Raw genomic sequence first — 23,207 nt, forward strand, 5'->3', positions numbered from 1 at the left:
AGTCGTTTAGTTTAAAAACGGCGACCACGCGGGTTCGCGTACGTCACCCTGCGCCGAAGGTAGTCGGAAGGACGCACGTCCATCCGAAGAAACTGCCCCCAACACACCTTGCGCCCCTTGCTGGGTAGCGAAGATTACCATGGTGCCATTCGGTGCGACACTGGGCGATTCGTCCCAACGTGAATCCGTCAGGACGGTGACACGACTGGTGTCCATATCCTGCTTCGCCACGTGATAACCGCTGTCGTCACGGGTCACCATGAAAAGAAATTTGCCATCGGGTGAAAAGCGCCCGTCAGAGTTGTAACTACCGGTAAAGGTTACGCGATCGGCTTGTCCGCCGTTGGCCGACATGCGGTAAAGCTGCGGTGCGCCGCTACGATCGGACGTGAAAATCAGGGACTGACCGTCAGGTGCCCAGTCTGGCTCCGTCTCGATAGCGCGGTTGTTGGTCAGGCGGGTCAGTTGACGCGATGCTAGATTCATCACGTAAATTTCGGGCTGACCGTCCTTGGACAGCGACATCGCCAACTTGCGACCGTCCGGGGACCAGGCTGGTGCACCATTGATCCCGCGAAATGAAGTCAACCTTACGCGTTCGCCCGATGAGGCGTTTTGAACGTAGATGGCGGAATTGCCGGATTCAAACGAGACATAGGCGATCTTCTTGCCGTCTGGCGACCAGGCCGGCGACAGGATCGGGTCATCGGAAGAAAGAATCTGCTGGCCATTGTAGCCGTCGGCGTCGGCGACATGGAGCGCGTAGCGACTATTGTCTCCGGCACCGCTGGCCGAAACGTAAGCGATTCGGGTCGAGAACGCGCCACGAATACCGGTAATCGCCTCGAAAATCTGATCACTGATGTAGTGAGCGCTGGCCCGTAAATTGCCATCGGAGGACGTCACGGTTTCCCCGAGCATGCGCTTACCGCCAAGGATATCCATCAGTTCGTACTGGATACGATATTGACCACCCTGCGGTTCGATCTTGCCGACCACTAGGTAGCGTGCATCGACACGCTTCCAGTCATCGTAGAAAACATCCTTGCTGCTGCTCGGCAACGAGACGAGCGAGCTGCGGCTCAGTGGCGAAAATTGACCGCTGTGTTCCAGGTCATCGCTGACGATCTGCGCCACATCCTGCGGTAGCCCGCCCTGGCCGCTGAATTCGAACGGCACGACGGCAATCGGCGTTGCCTGATCACTGCCTCGAGTGATCTCGATGGTGAGGTTCTGCGCCTGAGCGGTCGTTGCCACACAGGTCAGTGCTATCAACGACACCAGCCAACCTGTGGCCAGATTTTTCCATCCTTGAGACATCCATCGTTTCATCACTGTACATCCCCGGGGGTGAATTTAAGATTGAAGTCACGGAACCGACGCTGTAGCCCAGCATCCAGCTGCTGCAGTTCACGGAACGGTGCCGCGGCTTCAACGGCCTGCGTCGCCGATCGATCGAAACTGGGGTTGCCACTACTGCGCGTGACGCTGGCTGCCAGCAATTCACCGGACGGCCCCAGCCTTACGCGGACCTGTGCTACCAAACCACCGTCCACGTTGGCCGGTAAGTGCCAGCGATCCTCGACGGCACGCTTGACCAGATTGATGAAGCTATTCGAGGCCTGGTCGGACTGTTTGGCATTGGCGATTCGCTCCTGTTCACTGGAAATCGAGTCGCTCAGAGCGTCGGCCGCGGCCTTCTTTGCAGCAGCCTCAGCAGCTTTCTTCTTCTCGGCAGCTTCTGCTTTGCGTTTCTTTTCTGCCTCGGCTTTCTTCTTCTCGACTTCTGCCGCCTTCTGCTTTTCCGCTTCGGCCTTCTTCTTCTCGGCCTCCGCTTGGCGTTTCTTTTCGGCTTCCGCCGCCTTCTGCTTTTCTGCTTCGGCCTTTTTCTTCTCGGCTTCCGCCTGGCGTTGTTTTTCGGCTGCTGCCGCTTTCTGCTTTTCTGCTTCGGCCTTTTTCTTCTCGGCCTCTTCAGCCTTCCGCTTTTCTGCGGCGACCTGCTGTTTTTTCGCTTCCGCCTGACGCTGGGACTCGGCGGCCTGCTGCTGCTTTTCAGCTTCGGCACGTGAGGCGGCTGCTTCTTCCGCCGCCTGCTGGCGACGATCGGATTCGGCCTCGGCCTGCTCGGCAGCCGCTTGACGCTCCGCTTCCTGCGCTTGGGCCTGTTCCTGAGCCTGCTGTTCGGATGCTCGCTGCGCTTCTTCCTGCGACTGCTGTTCGGCCGCCTGCTGAGCCGCGTCTTCTGCCTGTTGCTGGGCAGCCCGCGCCCGCGCTTCCTTGGCGTACTGGGCCTGATCCGTTGCGGTAACGTCACTGACCAGCGTCGCCTGTACGACAGACGACGAACTAGGCGTCGGCTCGCTCTCCGGCAGGCGCAGCATCGTCATCAACAACGCCACGATGTGAACGACAATTGCCAGAACGACGGGCAGGCCGTAACCGACACGGCGGTTTCGCTTCGCCATGCTGACTCCTTACCCGTTATCGCCATGGGGCGGTTCGGAAATCAATCCGACATTCGCCACACCGGCCATCTGCAGCGTACTCATCAGCGTCACGACCTGGCCGTACGAGGCATTCTGGTCGCCGCGCACCATGACGGGAGTATTGGGCTTGCGCTCGAGAATGGCCACGACCTGATCGCCCACGGTCTGCAGCGTTACCGGCTTGTCTTCTTCGCCCAATGAAATGTAGTACTCACCCTGGCTATCGACCGACACGATGATCGGCTCCTGCTCATCGGTGTCGATAGGCTCCGACGTGACCTGAGGTAGATCGACCTTCACGCCCTGGGTCAGCATCGGCGCGGTGATCATGAAGATCACCAGCAGGACCAGCATGACATCGATGAACGGAACGACGTTGATCTCGCCCATTGGCTTGCGCCGTTGCCGGCGGCTATAGGGTCCACTCATGTTGAACCTCCGCCTCAGGACGCCTGATTGCCGCCGCGACCTTGAAGGTTACGGTGCAGGATCGAATGGAATTCTTCGGCAAAATCTTCGTACTCGCCGAGTAGACGACTGGCGATGGACGACAGGCGGTTATAGAAAATGACCGCCGGAATCGCCGCGAACAGCCCCATCGCGGTTGCCACCAAGGCCTCGGCGATCCATGGCGCCACGGTCGAAAGTGTCGCCTGCTGTGCCATCGACAGACTCTGGAAGGACCCCATGATGCCCCAGACGGTACCAAACAGCCCGATATAGGGGCTCGCCGAGGCCACGGTCGCCAGTAGCGTGAGGTTGGCGTTGAGATTGTCCTCCTCGCGAGAGAGCGCTACGCGCTGCGAACGCTGGACGCCATCCAGCACGGCTTCGCTGCTGCGCGTCTTGGGCATCAGCCGATTGAATTCGCGGAAACCGGCACGAAAGACGTGCTCGGAACCCTGCGCTTCGTGGCTGTCCGGGACATCCCGATAAAGTTCATTGAGATCGACACCTGACCAGAAGCGTTCGTCGAAAGCTTTCTGCGTTTTCTTGGCACGTGCCAGCGCAAAGCTGCGTTGAAAGATGACAACCCAGGAAGCGATGGATGCGGCCAACAGCAATAGCAACACCAACTGGACTACCAGGCTGGCGTTCATGATCAGATGGGGGATGGACATGGAGTCGTTCACGAAAATCCTCGAATCACTGGCTTGGAATGTCTTGCGTCAGCGCCGCGCGGAGCTCGCTGGGCCAACGCATCGGTTTCAGGCGTTGCGCGTCGACACAGGCAATATCGACCGTCGCTTCGCATAATGTATCCCCGTCGTACCGTACGGCCTGCTCGAATTGTAACGAACAGGCAGAAAGGCGACTGACCCTGGCCGTCACTTCCAGCCGGTCATCGAGTCGCGCCGGGCGCGCGTAGCGGCAACTCAAGGAGTGGACCACTAGCTGCACGCCCCGCTCGATCAGTCCACGCTGACCGAAGCCGCAAGCATTCAACCATTCACTACGTGCACGCTCCATAAATTTCAGATAGTTAACGTAGTACACAATGCCACCGGCGTCCGTATCTTCGATATAGACCTTTACCGGGAAGATGAATTCACTCATTGCCGGGCAGGCTCTCGTCTACCGACGGCTTTCGGCCGGCACCGGCACATGTCGGATCGCTTCCCACCGCTGACCCGGCCTGTGGCGCCTGATCGTCTGGGGCAATGCCGAAATGCGTGTAGGCGGAACGCGTGACGACTCGGCCCCGGGTGGTACGCATCATGAATCCTTGCTGGATCAGATAAGGTTCGATGACATCCTCGATCGTGTCTCGCTCCTCGCTGATGGCCGCCGCCAGACTATCGACACCGACCGGCCCACCATCGAACTTCTCGATCATCGCCAACAATAGCCGACGATCCATGTGATCCAACCCATGGCTATCGACATTGAGCATGTTGAGCGCCTGATCGGCCACCGTCGCGTTGACCTGGCCATCGCCCTTGACCTCTGCGAAGTCGCGTACCCGGCGCAACAGCCGGTTGGCAATTCGTGGCGTGCCGCGGGCGCGTCGCGCGATCTCCCGCGCTCCCTCGACGTCAGCCGGCACGCCCAGTAGCCTTGCGGAGCGCGACACGATCTCGGTCAATTCATCGACGGCATAAAACTCAAGGCGCTGTACGATGCCGAACCGATCGCGTAACGGCGAGGTCAATAGTCCCGCTCGGGTGGTGGCACCGACCAGGGTGAAGCGCGGTAGATCCAGCTTGATCGAACGAGCTGCCGGACCATCGCCGATCATGATGTCGAGCTGAAAATCTTCCATTGCCGGGTAAAGCACTTCCTCGACCGCGGCTGGGAGTCGGTGAATCTCATCGATGAACAGCACATCGCCCGGTTGCAAATTAGTCAGCATCGCCGCTAGATCTCCGGCGCGTTCGAGCACCGGGCCGGAGGTGGATTTGATGTCCACGTTCATCTCAATGGCGATGATATTGGCGAGCGTCGTCTTGCCCAGCCCCGGCGGGCCGAACACGAGCGTATGATCGAGGGTGTCCTCACGCTGCCGCGCTGCTGAAATGAAGATGTCCAGCTGCTCGCGCACGCGCGGCTGGCCGATATAGTCAGCGAGCCGGCGCGGGCGTATGGCATGGTCGACCTGCTGCTCGCCCTGCTGCGGCGGCGCCGCAATCAGGCGGTCGGGTTCAATCATGGAGGGATTATCCAGCCAGCTGGCGTGATAGCGCTGCTTTTATCAGCGCTTCGGTAGAAAGGCTCTTGTCCAGCGCTGACAGCATGCGCGATGCCTCGGTGGGCTTGTAGCCCAGCGTAACCAGCGCGGCCTCGGCATCTGCCAACGGGTCGGACGAGGGCATCATCGTTCCGGTCTCGCTACCCAGTAGAGACGCCTGCCCTTCCTGCCAATGCGGGAAGCGATCACGCATCTCGATGATCAGGCGGTCCGCCGTCTTCTTGCCGACACCGGGCAGCTTGGTCAGCCCTTTACTATCGCCTTCCATCACGCAGTGGATGAAAGCATCGGTATCCATTCCCGAGAGAATGGCTAGCGCCAGCTTGGGGCCGACACCGTTGACCTTGATCAGAGCGCGAAACAGCTGGCGTTCTTCATCCTGAAAAAAACCATAAAGAAGATGGGCGTCCTCACGCACGCTCAGGTGCGTATAGAGGCGCACGGTTTCTCCGGCGCCGGGCAGCGAGACCAGTGTGGTCATCGAAGTCTCGAGCTCGTAACCGACACCCTGTACATCGATGACGACCCAAGGAGGGGTTTTCTCCAGCAACGTACCGTGCAAACGTCCAATCATGCCATTCGTGTCCTTACTCTGACGGCGTCCACTATACGCATAGCCGATTCAACTGACTAGCTGCCGAATGCGCGCCTATGGATCCGGCTTGAAGTCTCGCCATCGCCCGCCACGAGAGGGTTTTCCGCGACGCTGTGGAGATACCGCAAGCAAGCCCTGGCGGGCGTATCCGTGGGTCAAGGCGATGGCTAGCGCATCGGCGGCGTCGGCCGGCGGTGGCCCATCCAGAGAGAGTATCGCCGTCACCATATGCTGGATCTGTGACTTATCGGCGCCACCGTTGCCGGTGATGGCCTGCTTCACTTGGCGGGCGGCATACTCGTGGACCGGCAGGCCGTGGTTCGCAGCGCAGACGATCGCGCTTCCCCGGGCCTGCCCCAGCTTGAGCGCCGAGTCCGCGTTCTTGGCCATGAATACTCGCTCGATGGCAAATTCTGCCGGCCGATACAGGCCGATCAATTCGCTGACGCCTGCATAGACCCGCGCCAGTTTCTGGGCCAGGTCATCGCCCTCGATACGAATGCAACCGCTGGCGATATAGCGCGGCTTGGCAGCGACATCGATCACGCCATAGCCGGTTACCCGCGACCCGGGGTCGATGCCCAAGAGAATCAAACGTCGGATTCCTGTATCCACTGACCAAGATTTACCAAGAGTGACCTCCTGACAGTCATCGATGACTGTTTCCATGATTCGCATCGATGAACGCGAATGTCGTGAAATTGTATGCGTTGAGCCGCACCGGAGCGTGGTTCTAGACTACCGCCGAGCCAGACTAACTGCAGCCAAAACGACGCCGGCGCCCCTGGGGGCGCCGGCGTGCCACAGCGAAAGTTGTTATTCGCCGCTGTTTTCGGGCTTTGCCTTCTGGCGTAGACGAATATGCAGGTCGCGCAACTGTTGGCTGGTGACCTCGCCAGGCGCGTCGGTCATCAGATCGGCGGCGCTCTGCGTCTTGGGGAAGGCAATGACGTCGCGAATGGTCCGCGAACCCGTCATCAGCATGACCAGACGGTCGAGACCAAAGGCGAGACCACCGTGTGGCGGCGCTCCGTACTGCAGTGCATCGAGCAAGAAGCCGAATTTCTCCTCGGCTTCTGCCTTGTCGATACCCAACACTTCGAACACCGCGCGCTGCATAGCCTGATCGTGGATACGAATCGAGCCGCCACCCAACTCGGTGCCATTCAGCACCATATCGTAGGCACGAGACAAAGCTGTGGCCGGCGACGCCTTGAGTTCATCCGCCGAGCAGGAAGGTGCGGTGAACGGATGGTGCAGCGCGGACAGACGGCCGTTATCGTCGGCTTCGAACATCGGGAAATCGACGACCCATAGCGGCGCCCATTGGGACGTGTAAAGATCGAGATCCTCACCTAGCTTGACGCGCAGCGCTCCGATCGCTTCGTTGACGATTTTCGCTCTGTCGGCACCGAAGAAGATGATGTCGCCATCTTCAGCGCCGACGCGATCCAGTAGCTGCTCGACGATGCCTTCCATGAACTTGACGATCGGCGACTGCAGCCCCTCGAGCCCTTTGGCACGCTCATTGACCTTGATCCAGGCCAACCCTTTCGCACCGTAGATACCGACGAATTTGGTGTATTCATCGATCTCCTTGCGCGACAGCTTGGCGCCACCGGAAACCTTGAGCGCGGCTACACGACCGTCGTCGGCCTTGGCCGGACCGGAGAAGACCTTGAAGTCCACCGACTGCATCAGATCGTCGACATCGACCAGTTCGAGCGGGATGCGCAGATCCGGCTTGTCGGAGCCGTAGCGTTGCATCGCCTCGCTGTACGGCATGCGCGGGAACGCCGGCAGATCCACGTCCAGCACTTTCTGGAACAGCTGGCGCACCATCTGCTCCGTTGTGCCCATTATGTCCTGCTCGTCGATGAACGATGCTTCGATGTCGATCTGGGTGAACTCGGGCTGGCGATCCGCGCGCAGGTCCTCGTCACGAAAGCATTTGGCGATCTGATAGTAACGATCGAAACCGGAAACCATCAGCAACTGCTTGAACAGCTGCGGTGACTGCGGCAGCGCGAAAAAGTGACCGTCGTGAGTCCGGCTCGGAACCAGATAGTCTCGGGCTCCTTCCGGGGTCGCTCGGGTCAGAATCGGCGTCTCGATATCGAGGAAACCGTGATCCTCGAGGTAGGCGCGCACGCTGTGGGTAATCCGCGAGCGCAGACGCAGGCGTTCGATCATCTCCGGCCGGCGCAAATCGATGTAGCGATACTTGAGGCGAACCTCTTCCCCTACTTTGCCGTGCTCGTCGAGCTGGAACGGCGGTGTCGCGGCGGTGTTGAGGACTTCCACCTGCTTCGCCAGCACCTCGATCATGCCAGTGGGCATATTGGGGTTCTGGGTGCCTTCCGGACGCAGCCGAATGCGACCGACGATACGCAGAACGTACTCGTTGCGCGCGCGATCGGCATTGGCGAAGGCCTCTGCCGTGTCGGGATCCACTACCACCTGAGCGATACCGTCACGATCGCGCATGTCGAGGAAAATGACACCGCCGTGGTCGCGGCGACGATGCACCCACCCGCAAAGCGTGACTTCGTGATCGATCAATGACTCGTTCAATCGGCCGCAATAATGACTGCGCATGCTGGATCCTAGAATTGTGAAGCTTAAAAATTGTGAAGCCTAAAAATGTGAAGACAATACTCAGGCAGACGCTTTGCTCTCACCGCTCGATTTGCTTTCGCCTGTCGACTTGCTGCCGCTCTCGCCCGCCGCTGCCGGCTTGGCGGTGTCACCGACGAGATTCTTCTTGCTGCCTGATTTGAAATCGGTTTCGTACCAGCCGCCGCCGGCCAGCCGGAAACCGGCCGCGGACACCAGACGAGAGAGTTCCGGGCGTTCGCACGTCGGGCAATCCGTTAACGGCGAGGCGCTGATTTTCTGGAGCTTCTCCAGGCGATGGCCGCAAGCCTTGCACTCATATTCGTAAATGGGCATGGATTCATCACTCTCTGGCTACAGGAAGCCTGGGCCACGATATGGGCGACTTCCTTGCGTTATCCAGGCGCCACCCGATCGTCAGAGTGGTGCCATCTCTTTGGCTGTTAACCGCCCCGCTCAACACCGTGAATGCTCTCGGCTTCGAGCTGGAGCTGCGCCGTATCGACCCTTTCCAAGGCGGGCACGAAAGCCGCATAGTATAGCGCGCAGCAGCCGGTAGCGGGCAATATTACCGACTGATAACGCCGATGTCGTCGTCCGCGCGCCAGCAATTGCGATACGACGGTAATCGAGACAGCCGAGATATCCGCAAGAGATAAGGAAAAGAAGCATGAAAGCCGTACTTCTGGATGCCGCTTCACTGGGAGACGATGTCGACCTTGGCCCGATTCGCGCCCTCGTCGACGATCTCGATGTTCATCGGCTAACCTCGTCGGACCAGACTCATGAACGACTCGAGGGTGCAACGATCGCGCTGACCAACAAGGTGGTTCTCGATGCCGAGCTGATCGAGACTCTCCCTGAGTTGAAACTGATCTGTGTGCTGGCCACTGGCACCAACAACATCGATATGGCGGCCGCAGAGCGTCGCGGTGTCTTGGTGCGTAATGTCGCCGCCTACGGCACGGCAAGCGTCGCCCAGCATACCTTGATGCTGATGCTGGCTCTGGCGGCAAGCCTGCCGCTCTATCAGACCGCGGTGCAAGGGGGGGCTTGGCAGCGTAGCGATATTTTCTGTCTTCTCAACCATCGCACGCTGCAATTGGCCGATAAGCATCTGGTGATCGTCGGCAGTGGAGTCCTGGGCACGGCCGTTGCCAAACTGGGGGAAGCCTTCGGCATGCGGGTCACGTTTTCCGCGCGCCCCGGCGACGAAGCCAACGATTCCCGACCGCCGTTGGCGACACTGCTGGGCGACGCCGATGTCCTGAGTCTGCATTGCCCGCTGACGGCAGCGACTCGCGGCCTTATCGACAGCGAAGCGCTGGCGATGATGAAACCGGACGCCCTGCTGATCAACTGTGCCCGCGGCGGCATCATCGATGAAAACGCCGCGCTGGCCGCGCTACGTAATCAACGCCTGGGTGGCTTGGCTGTCGATAGCCTGCCCAGCGAACCGCCTCGTGACGGGCACCCGTTGCTTGACGCGCTCACCGAGTCGCTCAATCTGATCGTGACACCGCATAACGCCTGGATAACGCCGGAAGCGCGCCAGCGAGTTGTCGAGTTGACGGTGGACAATCTCCGCGAGTGGTTGAATTAAGGGAGCGATTCGAAGATGGTCACGCCAAACCCCGAGCCGAGAGTCTACAACTACGGCTCCATCAACATCGATTACGTCTATCGGGTTCCCCATCTGGTGCGCCCCGGCGAGACGCTGGCCAGTTCTAGTCTGCGTCAAGTACTTGGCGGCAAGGGCGCCAATCAGTCCTTGGCGTTGGCGCGTGCGGGTGGAAACGTCTCGCACTGGGGCCGGCTCGGCGACAACGACCGCTGGGCATTGACGCCGCTTGGCGACGCTGGCGTCGATATTCACGACGTCGAGCTGATCGATGGCGCGAGTGGCCACGCGTTGATTCAAGTCGATGATGATGCCGAGAACGCGATCATTCTCTATCCCGGTGCCAATCACGGTTTTGATGAGACACGGCTGAAAACGCTGGTCGACTCGGCGCACGCGGATAGCTGGGTCCTGATGCAGAACGAGTGCAATGCCTCGGAGTCGATGTTGCGCCAGGCCGCAGATAGCGGCCTGGCGGTAGCCTTCAACCCGGCGCCGCTGTCGGCCGACGTGGCCACTCTGCCGCTGGAGCTTTGCCGAATCCTGTTCCTCAATCGCGGTGAAGCTGCAGCGCTCGTCGAGCAGGAGGAGTCCGTCGATGCCGATACGCTGCTCGAGGCGCTGGCTGCGCGTCTTCCGGACGTGGAAGTCGTGCTGACACTCGGTGGCGATGGAGTGTGTCATCAGTATCAGGGCGCACGTATCACCATGGCGGCGCACAAGGTCGAAGCCGTCGACACCACGGCCGCCGGCGATACTTTTATCGGTTACTTCATGGCAGCACGACAGCGCGGTGAAGACATCGAGCAGGCCCTGCGTCTAGCGACGACTGCATCGGCGCTGTGCGTGCAGCAGGCTGGGGCTGAGCCCAGCATTCCCACCGCTGAGGCTGTCGTCGCCGCCCTGAATGAATGGCCCGCGCTCTCACTGGAACACCGCAAGTCTTGACCGGCTCACGTGCTGATTGTCTTGTCTCATCCGAGTGACCGGCTTCGCATTCGGTCATCCCAACCAGATTGATGTGTAGGAACTTACATGCCCACCCCGATCATTTTCGATACTGACCCTGGTGTCGACGACGCGCAGGCGATCGCCATTGCACTCGCCCATCCCGAGATTGACCTGTTGGGCCTGACGACGACCTTTGGCAATGTCACGATCGAAGTCGCGACCCATAACGCGCTGCTGCTGGCCGAGCTGGCTGGGCAATCGATTCCGGTTGCTCAGGGCGCGGCAGCTCCCATGGTCAAGCACAAGAACCCGCCGCCTGGTCACATTCATGGAGAGAATGGTCTGGGCGACATCTCGCTGCCGGATGTCACGACCCAGGCGCTGAAGCAGAGTGCCGCTCAGTTCATCGTCGATCAGGTCAATGCTCGGCCCGGCGAAGTCGTGCTGGTCGCCGTCGGACCATTGGGTAATCTCGCCGCTGCTCTGCAGCTCGATCCCGGGCTGGTCGACAAGGTCAAGCGAGTGGTAGTGATGGGCGGGTCGATTCGGGAAGGCGGTAATGTGACGCCGGTGGCGGAGGCCAACATCTTCAACGACCCGCATGCCGCCGCCAAGGTGCTGGAAGCGAGCTGGCCGTTGACGCTGGTCGGATTGGATGCGACCCACCGCTGCGTGCTGGATCCGCAGAGCATGGCACGCATCGTCGATGCTCAGGGCGCGCTGGGTAAGGTGCTGGGTGAAAGCTATGCGTTCTATCGAAACTTCTACCAGCAAGCATTGGGGATCGACGGTTGCTGTCCGCACGATAGCTGCGCGCTGGTCTGGCTATTGCGCCCGGACTTGTTCAGCGTCGAACGCGGATATTTGAGCGTGGTCACGGACGGACTGGCCGAGGGACAAACGCTAATGGCACCGGAATCACGCGAGTTCGTCGACTCACGCTGGTCCCAAGGCTCCACGGCCGATATCTGCATGAATGCCGATGGCCCGGGTGTGATCGACTGGATCGTCGAGACGCTGACGACTCACACTTCTCACTGAACTGCCCCGGATCATTCTGAATTCTTCTAGGCGCGTATCGCCCGATCGCTATCCGCGCTCGGGCGATATTTCCCCAGGTCGAGAACGCATGGGCCGTGAAGCTAATGAGCCATGAGCCCTGTGAGTCGTAATTCTAATGAGTCGTGAAACTTGCCGGCGCGACCAGCGTCGCTTCCTCGACGCGGACATCGCTGACATCTGCCGCCGGAGAGCCTTCCCATAGGCGGTCGATCAACTCGGCGATGGCGGTCGCCTCGCCGCAAGCAACGACTTCGACACGTCCATCCTCGAGATTGATCGCATGGCCCGTGATGCCCCAGCGCTCGGCGTCTCGCCGCACGTGCTCACGATAATTCACGCCTTGCACTCTCCCGCTCACCCAAGCCTTGATCGTTCGATGGGTCATCCGATGTCTCCTTTCGAATCACTTCATGGCGAACCAGTACCGCCGTATTACGCGGAACGATACGCCGGCCCTTGGCGACCGCATGGGTACGTGTGAACGCCGCGCCGAACAGCAGGATCAACGACGAGTAATAGACCCATAGCAATACCAGTACCACCGACCCAGCTGCTCCATAGGTCGATGCCGTAGCGGTATGCGCTAGATAGGCGGCGATGGCGTTGCGCCCAAGGATGAACAGCACAGCCGTGACCAGCGCGCCGAGCAGTACATCACGATAGGACAACATCACGTCCGGCAGCACCTTGAAGATTGCCGCGAAAAATAGCGTTACTACGACAATGGATAACACGAACTGAGCCCCTTCGAGCAGGAAGACGCTCCCCGGCACCCAATCTCCGGCGTAACTGAACGTCGCCTGCACGACGACACCCAGTATCAACGACACCAACAGCACGAAACCGATCGCCAATACTACCGCCATCGACAGCAGCCGTTTCTTGGCAAACAGAAAGATACTGTTACGATCTGGATTGGGCGCTACGCCCCAGATCGTGTTGAGTGAGAACTGCATCTGACCGAATACCGTCGTCGCGCCGATGATTAGTGTGACGAAGCCCGCCAAGGTCGGCAGAATGCCGGAAGCCTGGATACTGGATTGCGCCACGGCATCCTCGATTGCGCTGGCTGCCGCTGGCCCCAGGGTATCCTGCAAGCGAGTCACTATCTCGCCGCGAGCCGCGTCCTCACCCAACCATAATCCGACTACTGTCACCGCGATGATTACCGTGGGCGCCAAGGAAAACAGCGTGTAGAAAGCCAGCGATCCGGCATAGCTGAAAGCGTTACGGTCGAGCCATAGCTTGACCGAATCGCGTACGATGGCAGTCCAGTACTTGAAGAAAGGGGCGACTTTGGAAAAAGAGGCTCTCACGTAGGATTCCTTATCGTTGGATGCCAGGGTGCCAACGCGCTTGGCAAAGGCGAACTGCGGGAAATCGGCAGTCAATGGCTCTTTCTCAAGTTATCAGCAGTCTAGACGACAATTCGGCGATGTCCCCCTCGGATGTCCTGATCGGGCTCATGCCCGCAAAAAATCGCTGGGAAGTTTCATCATCCGCCGCCAGAGCTTTTCGACCCCAGGCTTGTGAACCAGAGAGCATCGATAGAGGCGGATTTCCAGAGGGATGTCCCAGCTCTCCCCGGCAGCGCGAACGAGCCGGCCATGAGCCAGTTCTTCACGGATACAGAAATCAGGAATCCAGGCCAGACCGAAGCCCTGCAGCGCCATTCCCTTGAGCCCTTCCGCCATGGCCGTTTCGTAAACGGTTTTCAGGCGCATGCGTCCGGGCTCGTTCTTGAGCAGCATCCGCACGCTGCGTCCGAGAAAGGCGCCCTGGGTGTAAGAAAGAAACGGAATCGCTCCTTCGCCGTCGAATGAAAATTTCGGCGCGCCATCGGGACCCGGCACACTGACCGGAATCATCTTGACCTGCCCAATGGAAAACGAAGGGAATATCTCGGCGTCCAGTTGCATGGTGGCATAAGGATCGTGATACGCCAGCATCAGATCGCAATTGCCTTCGCGCAGCACGTGGATGGCATCACCGACGTTCATCGCCACCAGCCGCGTTGGTAGCTCTCCGACACCCTTCTGTAGCCGGGATATCCATGGCGGATAGAACGCCAACGCCAATGAGTGCGCGGCGACAATATCCAACGCCTCGTTATCCATCGCCAAACCACGAAGATGGGCCAGGCTATCGTTGAGCTGTTCGACCATGTTTCTCGCGGTCACCAGAAAGAGCTGCCCTTCCGGTGTCAGACTGACAGGTGTTGTTGAGCGATCCACGAGCGTTGTCCCGACGGCTTGTTCCAACGAGCGAATGCGCCGACTGAAAGCAGGCTGAGTGACATGCCTTTGCCGTGCGGAGGCCGAAAAGCTTCGCGTGTTAGATAACGCAACGAAGTCCTCGAGCCATTTGGTTTCTAGATTCACTGAAGCTCTCCGGCATCTTTGTCCTGGGCGTGATTCGTATACGATCCGCCACGCGATTTCTCGTGCAATGAATGGAGATTCGGCTGTCTCGTCATTGGATGGGTGACAGTAGATAGGTGGCACGTGAGACCACTTTGCGCCACAAAGGTCGTTCGGAAAGCTCACGCTGGCTGACCTGTCGACTATTGGCAAAATCCTGTTCGAGCATATCGAAGACCGAGGCAGCAAAATTTTTGTCGGGGATATAGGCTGTGACTTCGAAATTCAGCCTGAAAGACCGGTTATCAAGGTTTACCGTTCCGACCATGGCCGTATGGTCGTCCACAAGAAGCACTTTCTGGTGTAAAAATCCTGGCTGATAACGGTATATTTTAACACCGCCACGTATCATTTCCGGTAGAAAAGCAAACGCCGAGAGGAAGACCAATAAATGATCCGGGCGTTCGGGGATCAGCACCCGTACATCGACTCCGCGTAATGCGGCCAGCACCAGCGCATCCTGCACACCGTGGTCGGGTACGAAGTAGGGGCTGGTCACCCAAAGCCGGTGGCGTGCGCCGTGCATGGCGTGCTGAACCAGCAAGCTAGCGGTTTCACGGCCGTCGGCTGGTCCGGAAGGCACAATCGCCACATGCTGTGATGCTTCGGGTGCATGATGGGGTTTCCAGCCAAGGGCCAGGATATCGCCAGTTGCCCAATACCAGTCTTCCCAAAAAGCTTCCTGTAGCGCCAGCACGCTCGGCCCCTGAAGCTTGAGATGGGTGTCGCGCCATTTGCCGTAACGTTCGACACGGCCCAGATACTCGTCGGCGACATTGAGACCGCCGGTCCAACCATCCCGACCATCGATCACCACGATCTTGCGATGATTGCGAAAATTGATCTGGAAACGGTGGCGCCAACCGCGCGACGAGTTGAATGCCGACACGCGAACCCCCGCTTCTTCGAGATCGCGCAGGTACCCGCCAGGGAGGCCACGACTGCCGATCTCGTCGTACAGGAAATAGACATTGACCCCGTGCTCGGCCTGGTAAATCAACTTCCGCTTGAAGGCCAAGCCTATTTCGTCGGCTCGCACGATGAAGAACTGGACCAGAATGTACTCTTCGGCTCGATCGATCCCTTCGAACAGACTATCGAAAGTGGCATCGCCATCGATCAACAGACTCGCGTGGTTGCCGCGCGTCATCGGCATCCTCGCCAGCTCCTCAACAGCGCGGATGCGTCCGCTGACAGCTTCGGGCCGAGAAACGTAGGAATCCATGTGGGGCCGGTAACGCTGCAGTACCTGACGAAGTACGGTATCCCGTTCGCCCCGCGCGGAGACGTAGCCGTAAAATCGGGGCCGACCGAAAGTCCAGAAAATGGGAACGGCAATATAAGGAAAGCTGACCAGCGTGACGATCCAGGCGACTGCCCCTTGAGAGGTGCGACTCGACATCAGCGCAACGACGGCGGTGATGATGCCGGCGACATGCGATACGAACAGAAACATACCGATCAGCCAAGTCATGTCTGCCATCTTCCCCCGCTCACTCCCTCTCTCTGCCTCATTGCCGCGCTCCCGCTTAAATCACCAAGCTAACCAACATCATACCGAAAAAAAGAGAGCCCCACCGGGACTCTCTTTTTTACCTGTGTTGCAACTTGCCATGGCCGGCACCGCGAGCGGGACCCGTCGCCGGCAGCCGACGGTTTGGCCCGATGCCGGAGGATCAGACGCGCTCGGCGATGATCTGTTTCCACTTGGCCGGCCCGGTCTGATGGACCGAGGTGCCGAGATGATCCACGGCAACCGTGACCGGCATGTCTTCTACCTCGAACTCGTAGATCGCTTCCATTCCCAGATCATCGAAGGCAATGACTTCGGCTTTCTTGATCGCCTGCGCCACCAGATACGCTGCGCCACCGACCGCCATCAAGTACACCGCCTGATTGTCGCGGATGGCTTCGATCGCCAACGGGCCCCGCTCCGCCTTGCCGACCATGCCCAGCAATCCCGTCTCCTCGAGCAGAGTGCGGGTGAACTTGTCCATGCGCGTCGCGGTCGTGGGGCCGGCCGGCCCCACGACTTCCTCGCCGACCGGATCAACCGGGCCGACGTAATAGATGAAGCGGTTCCGGAGATCGACCGGCAGGCTCTCGCCGTTTGCCAGCATATCGATCATTCGCTTGTGTGCGGCATCGCGCCCGGTGAGCAACTTGCCCGACAGCAGGACGGTATCGCCCGGCTGCCATTCGCGTACCGCTTCCGGCGTCACCTCATCGAGGTTGACACGGCGAACACCTTCACCCACTTCCCAGGTGATCTCCGGCCAGTCGTCCAGCTTCGGTGCCGGCAGTACCGCCGCCCCGCTGCCGTCGAGGCTGAAATGAACGTGACGGGTTGCGGCACAGTTGGGAATGATCGCCACCGGTTTGTTGGCGGCATGAGTCGGGTAATCCTTGACCTTGATATCGAGTACCGTGGTCAGGCCACCCAGCCCTTGCGCTCCGATGCCACTCTGGTTGACCTTGTCGAACAGCTCCAGACGTAGCTCTTCGGCACGATTGGCGGCACCGCGAGCCTGTAGCGCCTGAATGTCGATCGGATCCAGCAGCGCCTCCTTCGCCAGTTCCATCGCCTTTTCGGCGGTCCCGCCGATGCCGATGCCCAGCATTCCGGGCGGACACCAGCCCGCGCCCATCTTGGGCAGCTGTTCCAGCACCCAATCGACGACATTGTCGGACGGGTTGAGCATGGCGAATTTGGATTTGGCTTCACTACCGCCACCCTTGGCGGCGACGTGTACTTCGATCGTGTCGCCCGGTACCAATTTGTGATGAATGACCGCCGGCGTATTGTCGCCGGTGTTCTGACGCTTGCCGTCAGGGTCCGCCAGTACCGACGCACGCAGGATATTGTCAGGCAGCGTATAGGCGCGGCGAACGCCTTCGTTGATCATGTCGTCGAGGCTCATGTCGGCTTCCCAACGCACGTTCATACCGACGTGGACGAAGACCGTGACGATGCCGGTATCCTGGCAGATCGGCCGATGGCCGGTGGCACACATCCGAGAATTGATCAGAATCTGGGCGATGGCATCGCGCGCCGCGGGGTTTTCCTCCCGCTGGTAGGCCGCGTGCATGGCATCGATGAAATCCTTGGGGTGGTAATAGGAGATGTACTGCAGCGCGTCTGCCACACTCTGAATGAGATCCTCCTGACGGATCACGGTCATTACTGGTCTCCTGACTGGTCACGGTAACTGCCGACGGATCGATTGTCCGAGGGTCGGTAACTTCGAGGGCGCCAATCATACCTTAGAGAACAGAAATTGGCAGTTCGCTAAATTCGTGGCAACAAAGAAGATAACGGTATAAATAGGTTATCCGATGACACATTTAAACTCGTTCTTGATCGAGCTGGCACTCGGGACAACGATAAAACCGACGAGAAGCGATGGTCTCACGCAAGACCAGAGTACCGCATGCATGACACGGTTGATTATCGCGGTTGAAGACCGCAAATCGCCACTGAGCGCGGCATTTTCCCGCTTGTTGCAGACGCTTGCGCCATGTCGGCCGATTGGTCACACCTGCTTCACGGTAAGCCTGATGAATAGTCGCCAACATGCAGTCGGCGAGTCTCGACCGCTGAGCATCAGAGAGCTCTTTAGGACGCTGCCTGGGAGCCAGGCCCGCGTAGAACAGGATCTCCGAACGGAGATAGTTGCCGATTCCAGCGTAGAAACCCTGATCCAATAGCAGCCCACCCAGTCCCCTTCCCGCAAAGCGAGGCTCCGACAGGCGAGCGACGATATCTTCGGTCGACACATCGTGAGTTAGCAGATCTGGCCCGAGACGGGCCAGAAAAGGCTGCTGTCGTAAGGTTTCGGGGGTCCACAACGAGATATCCGAGGCGCTATAGAGACTGGCGGTGTGCCCTTTTGCCGCCAGGCGCGCCCGCAGCACTCGACCCGTCGTGGGCGATCGATCGCTACGATGAACCCGCCAGACACCGTAGAGCTGATTATGAGAATAGAGCACATGACCGTCGGCAAAGGTGATCAGCAACGCCTTGCCCCAGCAGTCGACGCCGATCACACGGCTTCGGGTCAGGCGCCCTGCCATGCTCTCCAGTTCGGGAAAGGCGAACCAGACCTGCGTCAATGGCGCGCCGACCAGGACTTTGCCCAATCGATCCGCGACGCGGCGTATTTCCGGCCCTTCCGGCATAGAGCGATGTGACCTTTATCGAGGTTTCTATTACTGACTGAGTTTAGTCCAGCTCCGACCTAACCCAGTTCGAGCAGCCGGGACTTGAGCGTTTGTAACTGATCACGTAGCTTGCCCGCCTGCTCGAACTCGAGATTCTGTGCGGCCTCATGCATGCGGTCTTCGAGCTTGCTGATTTCCTTGGTCAATTGCGACGCGTTCATCGCGCCCAGGGCTTCGCGGGTGTAATCGCCCGGCGCTTCCGCCACCAGTTGCTCGCTGCGTTTACGACCGCTCTTGCGGCTACCCGGCGCCTGCGCACCTTCCATGATGTCCGCGACGGATTTGGTCACGGTCATCGGCGTGATGCCATGACGCTCGTTGTGCTCGATCTGCTTGTTGCGGCGACGCTCGGTTTCATCCATTGCTCTGCGCATTGAGTCAGTGACCCGATCACCGTAGAGAATGGCTTTACCGTTGGCGTTACGCGCGGCACGGCCGATGGTCTGGATCAACGAACGTTCGGAACGCAGGAAGCCTTCCTTGTCGGCGTCCAGAATGGCCACCAGCGAAACCTCCGGAATATCGAGCCCTTCGCGCAGCAAATTGATACCAACCAGGACGTCGAACTTGCCCAGACGCAGATCGCGAATGATCTCGACCCGTTCCACCGTGTCGATATCCGAATGCAGGTAACGCACCCGAATATCGTGTTCGGAGAAATATTCGGTCAGATCCTCGGACATGCGTTTGGTCAGGGTGGTCACCAGCACGCGCTCACCCACATCGACCCGTAATCGGATCTCGGAAAGCAAATCATCGACCTGTGTTGTTGCCGGACGCACCTCGATCTGAGGATCGACCAGACCGGTGGGACGCACCACCTGCTCGACGACTTGCCCGGCGTGCTCGGCTTCATAGTTGCCGGGCGTCGCCGACACGAACACCGTCTGCGGCACGATACCTTCCCACTCTTCGAAGGTCATGGGACGGTTGTCCAGCGCCGAAGGCAGGCGGAAGCCGTATTCGACCAGCGTTTCCTTGCGCGAACGGTCACCGCGATACATGCCGCCAACCTGCGACACGCTGACATGCGACTCATCAATGAACAGCAGCGCATCGTCCGGAAGGTAATCGAAGAAAGTGGGCGGCGCATGCCCCGGTGGTCGGCCGGAAAGATAGCGCGAGTAGTTTTCGATCCCGTTGCAGTAACCCAGTTCGAGCATCATCTCGATATCGTAAACCGTACGTTGCTCGAGACGCTGGGCTTCGACCAGACGCTCATGCTTGCGCAGGTACTCGAGTCTGTCGGCCAGCTCCTGCTTGATCGAATCGATCGCACCCAGAATGGTGTCACGCGGCGTGACGTAGTGGCTCTTGGGATAGATGGTCATGCGCGGCACCTGCCCCCGGACCTCTCCGGTCAGCGGATCGAACAGACGAATCGAGTCGATCTCGTCGCCGAAAAGCTCGACGCGGACCCCTTCGTCTTCGGCATCCGCGGGGAAGACGTCGATCACATCGCCACGCACGCGATAGGTCCCGCGTCGGAAATCGGCGTCGTTGCGTGTGTACTGCAGCTCGGCCAGTCGCCGCAGAAACGCGCGCTGATCGATCTGCTCGCCGCGGTTGAAGTGCAGACGCATCTTCATGTACTGCTCGGGATCACCCAGCCCGTAGATCGCCGAGACCGACACCACGATCAGCGCATCGCGACGTTCCAGCAACGCTTTGGTCGCCGACAGCCGCATCTGCTCGATATGGTCGTTGATCGAAGCATCTTTCTCGATGAACGTGTCCGACGACGGCACGTAGGCTTCCGGCTGATAGTAGTCGTAGTAGGAGACGAAATACTCGATGGCATTGTCCGGGAAGAAGCTCTTGAACTCGCCATAGAGCTGAGCCGCCAGCGTCTTGTTGGGCGCCAGCACGATCGTCGGACGCTGCAGCTTCTCGACCACGTTGGCCATGGTGAAGGTCTTGCCGGAGCCGGTGACACCGAGCAGCGTCTGGTGCGAAAGCCCCGCCCCCAGCCCGCGGATCAATCCCTCGATGGCGGCCGGCTGATCACCGGCGGGACGATACTTGGAGTGAATCTTGAAAGGTTTGTTCATGGTCACTAATTAGGGTCCAAACTACCATCATTCAAGGGGCAAGCCGTTTTCCGTTGCTTTCCATGTCTCGCCGGCGCGGCAATTGCCGGACGACATGATCATTGGCCGACACGGTCACTGAGCAGAATAGCCGGCCTTCAATGAAGCGACGGCCTTGATCAGCGCCTCTCGGCTGACGCGACCCTCGACCTCCGCCCACTCCAGTCCAATATCGACGGTATCGACTCCATCCACCATCATCAGTGCCGTTGTAACACGATTGAGATCTTCCGGGGTGGAGACCCCTTTCAGAGTCAGATTGATCCGGGCCATGCCGTTTTCTCCACGAGGTTTTCCAGAACGCCGGTATGACGAACGGCGCTTTCTGATCAGTACTACAAAGCTGACAATTAACGGCGGTCAGCTCACGATACCGTCACACTCGGTTCACGGCCGAGTTCATGACAGGGGCTTCCAGAACCGTGATTAGGAGAAAAAGTTCGAGCCAGCGATACAGCGTAGCACGCCGTTCGCCATCGCCGATGTTGCAATGGCGAGCGATCGACACCATCTTGACGCCAGCATCAGGCATAGACTGCCATCAATGTCTTTATGGAGGGACCGGATGAACGATTGGCTGGCACATCTCACGGCAGCGGGCGGGCGCCAGGTCGACGAGCGTCTCTGGCAGTTTCCGCAGTACGCTAACCCCCGTGGCGCTACCTCAAGCTGCCTGTCGCCGCTGAGCCATCTCGGCATTCTCGAATGTGACGGCCCCGATGCGGCACGCTTTCTCCAGGGCCAGACCAGCGCCAACGTCGAGCACGCGAATGGCGAATTCGCCCCGCTGACCACGTTCTGTACGCCCAAGGGCCGCATGATCGCCAATGCCGAACTGCTCCAGGTTGGCGCAGAGCGCTACTGGCTGCTGCTGGATATCTCTCTGGTCGCCCCATTGGCGACGCAGCTCGGCAAATACGCCCCGTTCTACAAGGTGACGCTGAACCCACGCGATGACCTGGCGCTAATCGGCGCCTTCGGCACCATGCCCTCATTGCCCGACGAGGCACAGCTTCCCGCTCCGCCCGATATCGACTGGCACATGAGTCGGCAGGACGACACCGTGCTGGTCCGCCATCCCGGCGCTGAATCACGCCTGCTGATGATTCTGCCCCAGGCGCGCGCGGTATCGGTCTGGAACCAGATGCAGCGCAGCGCCATCGCAGTCGGCAATGCGAGCTGGCAACGCGCGGATATCGACGCCGGCGTGGCCTGGCTCACTGCGGCGCACAGCGACTCGCTGCTGCCACAGATGATCAACTGGGAAGCCCTGGGCGGCATCAGTTTTCGCAAGGGCTGCTATACCGGCCAGGAGATCGTGGCGCGCGCGCATTTTCGCGGACAGGTCAAGAAGCGGTTGCAGATCGCGGCCCTGGAGGGCGGCACTGCGGTCGAGATCGGCAGCGAGATCCGCAACGCCGAGGGCAAGCGCGTGGGCGAGGTTTTTCAAGCCACGCCTGCAGGCGACGCGGCCGTCTGCGATCTGCTGGTGGTGCTCAATACCAGCGAGTCCGAGGAATCCAGGCTCGTCGTCGGCGATCGCAAGCTGACGCTGCGCGAACTGCCCTATCCGCTGGAGCGCCTCGATCCCGAAAGCGTTGTTGCCGCTTAGACTTCGGGGCAACGTCTTTCAACCACTCATCAGTCGGCGGCCAACCGAAACAGTCGCCGCGTATTGGCCCAGGCGTTGGCGGCTATCCGGTCTCGCTCCTGGCTTCGCAACGCGGCGATGGCGTTCAATGTTCGGGGAAGACAGGCTGGCTCGTTGCGCTGGCCCTGGCGCCCGCATAGCGGCATGTCCGGGCTGTCGGTCTCGAGCACGAAACCGTCGTCGGGGAGCGATCGCACGGCGCGATGTAGTCGTTTCGCCCGATCGTAGGTGACCGCCCCGCCGAGCCCCAGCATGTAACCCAGATCCAGAAAGCGTCGGGCCTGCTGTGCACTGCCCCCGAAGGCATGAATCAGCCCGCCGGCCGGTAGATCGAGCTGTTTGAGCCGTTTGGCCACCTGGTCGTCGGCGTGTACACAGTGGACGATGACCGGCAGCCGGCGCTGCTTGGCCATTTGAAGCTGCGCCTCGAACAGCACCCATTGCTGCTCTAGCGTGGCCTCGAATCGCGCGTCGATACCGCATTCGCCGATGCCCACCAGGTCAGGATGCTGGTCGAACGCTTCCGCCAGCCGTTCAAGATCCCCCTCGGCGTGCTCGTCGAGAAAAAACGGGTGGAGCCCCAGCGAGACGACGACGTCGTCGCGCTTGCTCAATGCCAGCACGTTTTCCCATCGCCGTCGGGACGTTCCCGGCACCATGAAACGCGAGACGCCGGCCGCGTGGGCCCGTTCTAAAACGGCTTCGCGGTCGGCGTCGAAACTGGCGAAATCCAGATGACAATGCGCGTCGAACAACGGGGCGTCGAATAAAGGACCGTCGAACGAGGGAGCGTCAAACAGCATGA

Annotated in this window: 23 protein-coding genes; 4 read left to right on the plus strand and 19 right to left on the minus strand. The window is 59.7% G+C overall.

Annotated features, from left to right (window positions below; translation table 11 throughout):
* Positions 1–6: 6 nt before the first annotated feature.
* From tolB to DOM27_RS11565, 10 genes are all read right to left on the minus strand, one after another.
* The gene (gene tolB, locus DOM27_RS11520) at positions 7–1,320 is read right to left on the minus strand and encodes a Tol-Pal system beta propeller repeat protein TolB (RefSeq protein ID WP_110656459.1); all 1,314 of its coding nucleotides are present in this window, start codon (positions 1,318–1,320) and stop codon (positions 7–9) included.
* Between the two features lie 11 nt (positions 1,321–1,331).
* Entirely contained in the window at positions 1,332–2,465 is a 1,134-nt protein-coding gene (gene tolA, locus DOM27_RS11525) for a cell envelope integrity protein TolA (RefSeq protein WP_110656114.1), read from the minus strand.
* Positions 2,466–2,474: 9 nt separating this feature from the next.
* Complete coding sequence (gene tolR / locus DOM27_RS11530; protein ID WP_110656115.1) at positions 2,475–2,915, minus strand: protein TolR; 441 nt, start codon at positions 2,913–2,915, stop codon at positions 2,475–2,477.
* A gap of 14 nt (positions 2,916–2,929) precedes the next feature.
* Positions 2,930–3,607 carry a protein TolQ gene (gene tolQ / locus DOM27_RS11535; RefSeq protein WP_188113713.1) on the minus strand — a complete coding sequence of 226 codons (678 nt, stop codon included), beginning with the start codon at positions 3,605–3,607 and terminating at the stop codon, positions 2,930–2,932.
* Positions 3,608–3,632: 25 nt separating this feature from the next.
* A complete protein-coding gene (gene ybgC, locus DOM27_RS11540) occupies positions 3,633–4,043 on the minus strand; it encodes a tol-pal system-associated acyl-CoA thioesterase (RefSeq protein WP_110656117.1) in 411 nt (136 codons plus the stop codon).
* Positions 4,036–5,136, minus strand: a complete 1,101-nt coding sequence (gene ruvB / locus DOM27_RS11545) for a Holliday junction branch migration DNA helicase RuvB (protein ID WP_110656118.1) — start codon at positions 5,134–5,136, stop codon at positions 4,036–4,038. Before ruvB ends, ybgC begins: the two co-directional genes overlap by 8 nt.
* A gap of 7 nt (positions 5,137–5,143) precedes the next feature.
* Complete coding sequence (gene ruvA, locus DOM27_RS11550; protein WP_110656119.1) at positions 5,144–5,749, minus strand: Holliday junction branch migration protein RuvA; 606 nt, start codon at positions 5,747–5,749, stop codon at positions 5,144–5,146.
* A gap of 75 nt (positions 5,750–5,824) precedes the next feature.
* Positions 5,825–6,364, minus strand: coding sequence for a crossover junction endodeoxyribonuclease RuvC (ruvC, locus tag DOM27_RS11555; RefSeq protein WP_245392684.1), 540 nt, complete (start codon positions 6,362–6,364; stop codon positions 5,825–5,827).
* A gap of 222 nt (positions 6,365–6,586) precedes the next feature.
* A complete protein-coding gene (gene aspS / locus DOM27_RS11560) occupies positions 6,587–8,368 on the minus strand; it encodes an aspartate--tRNA ligase (protein ID WP_110656121.1) in 1,782 nt (593 codons plus the stop codon).
* Between the two features lie 60 nt (positions 8,369–8,428).
* A complete protein-coding gene (locus DOM27_RS11565) occupies positions 8,429–8,722 on the minus strand; it encodes an FmdB family zinc ribbon protein (protein WP_110656122.1) in 294 nt (97 codons plus the stop codon).
* 334 nt (positions 8,723–9,056) lie between these two features.
* Here DOM27_RS11565 and DOM27_RS11570 point away from each other — a divergent pair, with 334 nt between their 5' ends.
* The 3 genes from DOM27_RS11570 to DOM27_RS11580 all read left to right on the plus strand — a co-directional run bounded on the left by DOM27_RS11570 (position 9,057) and on the right by DOM27_RS11580 (position 11,999).
* Positions 9,057–9,989, plus strand: a complete 933-nt coding sequence (locus DOM27_RS11570) for a D-2-hydroxyacid dehydrogenase (protein WP_110656123.1) — start codon at positions 9,057–9,059, stop codon at positions 9,987–9,989.
* Positions 9,990–10,004: 15 nt separating this feature from the next.
* On the plus strand, positions 10,005–10,955 hold the full coding sequence (locus DOM27_RS11575; RefSeq protein WP_110656124.1) for a ribokinase: 951 nt from the start codon (positions 10,005–10,007) through the stop codon (positions 10,953–10,955).
* Between the two features lie 87 nt (positions 10,956–11,042).
* A complete protein-coding gene (locus tag DOM27_RS11580) occupies positions 11,043–11,999 on the plus strand; it encodes a nucleoside hydrolase (RefSeq protein WP_110656125.1) in 957 nt (318 codons plus the stop codon).
* Between the two features lie 133 nt (positions 12,000–12,132).
* On the opposite strand, the gene DOM27_RS11585 is transcribed toward DOM27_RS11580, so the two are convergent.
* The 8 genes from DOM27_RS11585 to DOM27_RS11620 all read right to left on the minus strand — a co-directional run bounded on the left by DOM27_RS11585 (position 12,133) and on the right by DOM27_RS11620 (position 21,024).
* Positions 12,133–12,357, minus strand: coding sequence for an acylphosphatase (locus tag DOM27_RS11585; RefSeq protein ID WP_245392685.1), 225 nt, complete (start codon positions 12,355–12,357; stop codon positions 12,133–12,135).
* Entirely contained in the window at positions 12,344–13,336 is a 993-nt protein-coding gene (locus DOM27_RS11590; protein WP_110656460.1) for a YihY/virulence factor BrkB family protein, read from the minus strand. Before DOM27_RS11590 ends, DOM27_RS11585 begins: the two co-directional genes overlap by 14 nt.
* Positions 13,337–13,483: 147 nt before the next feature.
* Positions 13,484–14,401 carry a LysR family transcriptional regulator gene (locus tag DOM27_RS11595; RefSeq protein ID WP_110656127.1) on the minus strand — a complete coding sequence of 306 codons (918 nt, stop codon included), beginning with the start codon at positions 14,399–14,401 and terminating at the stop codon, positions 13,484–13,486.
* A gap of 91 nt (positions 14,402–14,492) precedes the next feature.
* Positions 14,493–15,923 carry a cardiolipin synthase gene (cls, locus tag DOM27_RS11600; RefSeq protein WP_425353293.1) on the minus strand — a complete coding sequence of 477 codons (1,431 nt, stop codon included), beginning with the start codon at positions 15,921–15,923 and terminating at the stop codon, positions 14,493–14,495.
* 193 nt (positions 15,924–16,116) lie between these two features.
* The gene (locus tag DOM27_RS11605; protein ID WP_110656128.1) at positions 16,117–17,622 is read right to left on the minus strand and encodes a fumarate hydratase; all 1,506 of its coding nucleotides are present in this window, start codon (positions 17,620–17,622) and stop codon (positions 16,117–16,119) included.
* Between the two features lie 163 nt (positions 17,623–17,785).
* The gene (gene nei / locus DOM27_RS11610) at positions 17,786–18,619 is read right to left on the minus strand and encodes an endonuclease VIII (RefSeq protein WP_110656129.1); all 834 of its coding nucleotides are present in this window, start codon (positions 18,617–18,619) and stop codon (positions 17,786–17,788) included.
* A gap of 59 nt (positions 18,620–18,678) precedes the next feature.
* Positions 18,679–20,712 carry an excinuclease ABC subunit UvrB gene (gene uvrB, locus DOM27_RS11615; RefSeq protein WP_110656130.1) on the minus strand — a complete coding sequence of 678 codons (2,034 nt, stop codon included), beginning with the start codon at positions 20,710–20,712 and terminating at the stop codon, positions 18,679–18,681.
* 114 nt (positions 20,713–20,826) lie between these two features.
* Complete coding sequence (locus DOM27_RS11620) at positions 20,827–21,024, minus strand: heavy-metal-associated domain-containing protein (RefSeq protein WP_110656131.1); 198 nt, start codon at positions 21,022–21,024, stop codon at positions 20,827–20,829.
* 292 nt (positions 21,025–21,316) lie between these two features.
* Here DOM27_RS11620 and ygfZ point away from each other — a divergent pair, with 292 nt between their 5' ends.
* On the plus strand, positions 21,317–22,363 hold the full coding sequence (ygfZ, locus tag DOM27_RS11625; RefSeq protein ID WP_110656132.1) for a CAF17-like 4Fe-4S cluster assembly/insertion protein YgfZ: 1,047 nt from the start codon (positions 21,317–21,319) through the stop codon (positions 22,361–22,363).
* 29 nt (positions 22,364–22,392) lie between these two features.
* Here ygfZ and DOM27_RS11630 read toward each other — a convergent pair whose 3' ends face one another.
* Entirely contained in the window at positions 22,393–23,205 is an 813-nt protein-coding gene (locus DOM27_RS11630; protein WP_110656133.1) for a TatD family hydrolase, read from the minus strand.
* Positions 23,206–23,207: the final 2 nt, after the last annotated feature.

This window comes from Salinicola halimionae, from assembly GCF_003206065.1.
Classification (GTDB): Bacteria; Pseudomonadota; Gammaproteobacteria; order Pseudomonadales; family Halomonadaceae; genus Salinicola; species Salinicola halimionae.

Excerpts from the sequence above, each read along its gene's own strand:
- tolB (WP_110656459.1), bottom strand. The coding sequence starts at position 1,320 with ATGTCTCAAGGATGGAAAAATCTGGCCACAGGTTGGCTGGTGTCGTTG.
- tolA (WP_110656114.1), bottom strand. The coding sequence starts at position 2,465 with ATGGCGAAGCGAAACCGCCGTGTCGGTTACGGCCTGCCCGTCGTTCTG.
- tolR (WP_110656115.1), bottom strand. The coding sequence starts at position 2,915 with ATGAGTGGACCCTATAGCCGCCGGCAACGGCGCAAGCCAATGGGCGAG.
- tolQ (WP_188113713.1), bottom strand. The coding sequence starts at position 3,607 with ATGTCCATCCCCCATCTGATCATGAACGCCAGCCTGGTAGTCCAGTTG.
- ybgC (WP_110656117.1), bottom strand. The coding sequence starts at position 4,043 with ATGAGTGAATTCATCTTCCCGGTAAAGGTCTATATCGAAGATACGGAC.
- ruvB (WP_110656118.1), bottom strand. The coding sequence starts at position 5,136 with ATGATTGAACCCGACCGCCTGATTGCGGCGCCGCCGCAGCAGGGCGAG.
- ruvA (WP_110656119.1), bottom strand. The coding sequence starts at position 5,749 with ATGATTGGACGTTTGCACGGTACGTTGCTGGAGAAAACCCCTCCTTGG.
- aspS (WP_110656121.1), bottom strand. The coding sequence starts at position 8,368 with ATGCGCAGTCATTATTGCGGCCGATTGAACGAGTCATTGATCGATCAC.
- DOM27_RS11565 (WP_110656122.1), bottom strand. The coding sequence starts at position 8,722 with ATGCCCATTTACGAATATGAGTGCAAGGCTTGCGGCCATCGCCTGGAG.
- DOM27_RS11570 (WP_110656123.1), top strand. The coding sequence starts at position 9,057 with ATGAAAGCCGTACTTCTGGATGCCGCTTCACTGGGAGACGATGTCGAC.
- DOM27_RS11575 (WP_110656124.1), top strand. The coding sequence starts at position 10,005 with ATGGTCACGCCAAACCCCGAGCCGAGAGTCTACAACTACGGCTCCATC.
- DOM27_RS11580 (WP_110656125.1), top strand. The coding sequence starts at position 11,043 with ATGCCCACCCCGATCATTTTCGATACTGACCCTGGTGTCGACGACGCG.
- cls (WP_425353293.1), bottom strand. The coding sequence starts at position 15,923 with ATGGCAGACATGACTTGGCTGATCGGTATGTTTCTGTTCGTATCGCAT.
- DOM27_RS11605 (WP_110656128.1), bottom strand. The coding sequence starts at position 17,622 with ATGACCGTGATCCGTCAGGAGGATCTCATTCAGAGTGTGGCAGACGCG.
- nei (WP_110656129.1), bottom strand. The coding sequence starts at position 18,619 with ATGCCGGAAGGGCCGGAAATACGCCGCGTCGCGGATCGATTGGGCAAA.
- uvrB (WP_110656130.1), bottom strand. The coding sequence starts at position 20,712 with ATGAACAAACCTTTCAAGATTCACTCCAAGTATCGTCCCGCCGGTGAT.
- DOM27_RS11620 (WP_110656131.1), bottom strand. The coding sequence starts at position 21,024 with ATGGCCCGGATCAATCTGACTCTGAAAGGGGTCTCCACCCCGGAAGAT.
- ygfZ (WP_110656132.1), top strand. The coding sequence starts at position 21,317 with ATGAACGATTGGCTGGCACATCTCACGGCAGCGGGCGGGCGCCAGGTC.
- DOM27_RS11630 (WP_110656133.1), bottom strand. The coding sequence starts at position 23,205 with ATGCTGTTTGACGCTCCCTCGTTCGACGGTCCTTTATTCGACGCCCCG.